The sequence below is a fragment of the Rhodopirellula sp. JB055 genome, assembly GCF_043100905.1.
Lineage (GTDB): Bacteria > Planctomycetota > Planctomycetia > Pirellulales > Pirellulaceae > Rhodopirellula.
The window spans coordinates 1-3,366 of the sequence record NZ_JBICHO010000385.1 but is presented as its reverse complement, the minus strand read 5'-3'; the positions used below and the strand labels follow the sequence as shown (position 1 = coordinate 3,366).

The 3,366-nt window shown below is 58.1% G+C and carries 3 protein-coding genes; all 3 read right to left on the bottom strand.

Annotated features, from left to right (window positions below; genetic code table 11):
* Positions 1 to 1,921, bottom strand: a 1,921-nt coding sequence (locus tag ACF8AM_RS15235) for a YidC/Oxa1 family insertase periplasmic-domain containing protein (protein WP_392556454.1), incomplete at its 3' end; no start/stop codon positions are given.
* 120 nt (positions 1,922 to 2,041) lie between these two features.
* Entirely contained in the window at positions 2,042 to 2,749 is a 708-nt protein-coding gene (locus ACF8AM_RS15230) for a hypothetical protein (RefSeq protein ID WP_392556453.1), read from the bottom strand.
* Between the two features lie 104 nt (positions 2,750 to 2,853).
* Complete coding sequence (locus tag ACF8AM_RS15225) at positions 2,854 to 3,168, bottom strand: hypothetical protein (protein WP_392556452.1); 315 nt, start codon at positions 3,166 to 3,168, stop codon at positions 2,854 to 2,856.
* Positions 3,169 to 3,366: the final 198 nt, after the last annotated feature.

The window sequence follows — 3,366 nt, the reverse complement described above, 5'->3', positions numbered from 1 at the left end:
CGGGAGCGGCCAGGTTCGACGCCCAGGTGGTCCAGGATGCAAACGCGGCTTGTCGCAGTTCGATGTCGACGGACAGAGTTCGGTACAAACCGATGAAGATGGGCAACTGCAAGAACATGGGGGCACAGCCCGCCATCGGGTTGAAGCCGACGCGTTGCTGAAGTTCCCGTTGGGCTCGGACCCGAGCTTCCATGTCGTCTTTGTGCTTCTCGGCGATCTTCTTGAGTTCAGGAGCCAGTTCTTGCATGCGTTGAGCGTTGATCGCCGCTTTTCGCGAAAGCGGGAACATCAGGCCTCGCACACACAGTGTCAGCAGCACGATCGCCAAGGCGTAGTTGCCAACGTTGGAGAACAGGTGCAGCAACCCGCCAAGAGGCTTGGCGACAAACGAGAACCAACCGTAGTAGATGCAATCGCCCAATCCGTAGGCTTCCATCACGTCCGGTTGTTTGGGGCCAGCGAACAATCGCAGCGATTGTTTGAGGGACGACCCCGGAGGCACATCGGCGATGGCGCTGTCGAGGTAGAAGCTGGTGTTGACCGCGCGTTCTTTGTTGTCAGGAACGGCGTTTGGATCAGCGATGATGTTTGCAGCAGCACGGCGGAATGTCTTGAGCGACTCTTGGCCTTCTGGTGGCAACATCGCGACGGTGAAGTATTGGGCGTCGACGCCGATGTAGCTCAGGTCGCGAGCGGGTGGCGCAGAATCGGGGGCAAACAGGGTTTGGTCATCCGCTTCCGATTCGTTCTTGGCTCGTTTCAGCAACGCGTATCCCGAGACCAGTTCGTGGCCTTCGGCGGTCGTTTTGTAGACGACGTCGCGAGCGGCGGAGCCGCCCCAGTTGGGGCTGATTTTATTGCTGTACCACCAACCTTCCAGAGTGATTCCGTTGGCACCTTCGATTCGGTAAGCCAGTTCTTGGGCTTCCTCGGCACGGTTGTCGATCTGAACATCCATGTCCAGTGAGTAGCTGTTGGGCTTCAGCGAGTAAGTCCGCTGCAATCCGACCGATTTGCCGGCGGCCGGTTTCATCTCGGAATCGGACAGTTGCAATCGATAGGAAACTTGGTCGCCGTCTTGAGATGCGTCCCAGATCAAATCGCCGGTGTCGACCATGCCTTCGATGGTGTGTTCGCCCGAAAGAATTTCGCGGCGACCGACGCGGCCAATGGTCAGCAAGCATGACAGACGCGAAAGGTTGCCTTCGATCTCGTCATCACCACCGTGCTCGGCCAAGCGAACCAGGTCCAGTGGATGTTCCGACAAGGTCGTTTTGAATTCGATCGACTTTTCGTTTCGCACCACCGTCACCGTGGCATCTTCGCCTGGCTTGGTTTCCAGCATCGCGTTGCGAAGCATGGAAAGGTTGTTGACGTTGGTGCCATTGAACCCGGTGATGACGTCGCCAGGTTTCAGCCCGCCCGTTACACCGGAAGCGGTCGCCAGGTCGGCAGGGGTGCCGGGGCCGACCACGTTGATTCGGATGCCCATTTCGGTGGCGGCAGGATCCGCGGCCAGATACCCGAGGTAACCCGAACGAACGTCAACGCGTCGATATTTCAGACGCCCGTTCTCTTTGCGTTCGGTCAGTTCAATTCGTTCGATGCCACCGCCGCGACTGTTCAACGTCACCAGCATCACATAGCCGCTGGTCGGATCCATCGAACCGAGCGTGGACCAGGTGGGAGATTCAGGGCGAACGATCGCATCGTCTTCTTCCGAGGCCTGTTCGTCATCATCGGACGCATCAGGGTCCGAATCGGCCACCAAGTCCTCTGCGGGGGCGATGGTTTCGCCGTCCATTTCGGCGACCACGTCTTCCTCAGGGGGCAATGGTGGCGCGAACATGGTCCGGAGGGACATGTAGATCAGGAAAAACGCCATCGACGAGAGGATGAACGAAAAGAGTCGGCGTTCCACAGAACTGTCGGCCAATCAGAAGGGAGGCGGGTGAGGAAGCCCGCTATTCTTGCCGCCCGACGCGTTCTTGAAAAGCCAAACTCATTGCCTGGAGCAACGGGGAGGCTCAAAAACGCCTGCTCAAGCCGTTAAAGGCAGCGGGGTTTCGCGCAATCGCTTCAAATAAGCCTGCAGATCAGGCTCCGAAATCCCCTGTTCGGAACGGTCCAGCACAATCCAGGGGCGAGCCTTGCGGATCACGCCTTTTTCGAGGAATTCCCCAAACAGTCGGAGTTGCAGATGCCCTTCGCGGCGAAGATCGGTCGTGAAGGGAGCATCGGTGGGGGCCAAAAGCACCGCGATCGATCCCGTTTCACCATGCAATTGCACGGTGGAGATCGGCGGGCTGCCGTCGCCCAACGTGTCGCCTTCATCGAAGATCACGCCGCAATCGCCCAGTGCCGTGAGGTCCAGGGTTGGGTGTGTGTCGAGCAACAGTGTTTGAATCGAGATGGTCGGTTCGATCACCAACCGCGTTTCGGTGGCTTCGACCACTCGCAACGCCAGACGCAAGGAGTATTGGCAGTCGGCCTGCGGGAACGTCACGTTCCAAACGTCACCGCGGACCGATTGTTCCGTGGCGATGGGGAGCGTGTCATCCCCGACCGGTAGCAGATTGACATGCAAGGAACCGTCGGGATCACCGAAGCTGATTCCTTTGGAGCCGCCCGCGGTGTGGCAAACCCAGTCGTGACCATCGGCGTTCCAATGCGCGGTGTAGCACTGGCCGGCGTTTTGGTCGCAAGCGGAGCCGGGAGTCGGCGCCGCGAAATCTTGGAATTGCCACATGGGACTCAGCTCGTTCGTTTGCTTAAGACCACCTGAACAGCATGTGCCTTCGGGGAAGGACACGAGCCCTTCGGTTCCTTACCGGGCAGCTCGCGCTGGGCTGTTCAATCTTTGGTGTTGACACGGATGATGCGTCGTTGGTTTCTGTTCTTTTCTACGCCCCAACGGGGCAGCTCTAAGATAGCCCCAGGCATCGCCTTTTGAAGTTGCGTTTTTGCGTGAGGCATTGGGTTTTTCGTAACCCGACGCGTCAGCGAGGCGAATTCAACATTGTTTTTCCCTCGCTGACGCTTCGGGTTTTGAAGTTGCGTTTTTGCGTGAGGCATTGGGCTTTTCATAACCCGACGCGTCAGCGAGGCGAAGTCAACATCGTTTTTCCCTCGATGACGCTTCAGGTTTTGAGAAAATCGCAACTTCAAAAGGCATCGCTAGGACCGCCCCCGTTGGGGCTTTGTAATCTTGGTCCCGCCATAACCCAGGGCGTTGCCCTGGGCTGGCATAGGGCTGCCCTGTTGGGGCGAAGTCGAGGAACAGAACCTGCACAGTCCAATGCGGTGTCAATACTAACCTCTTGACGTCCCACGCTTAGGGATTCGGCACACCTTCGCTCGTATGGC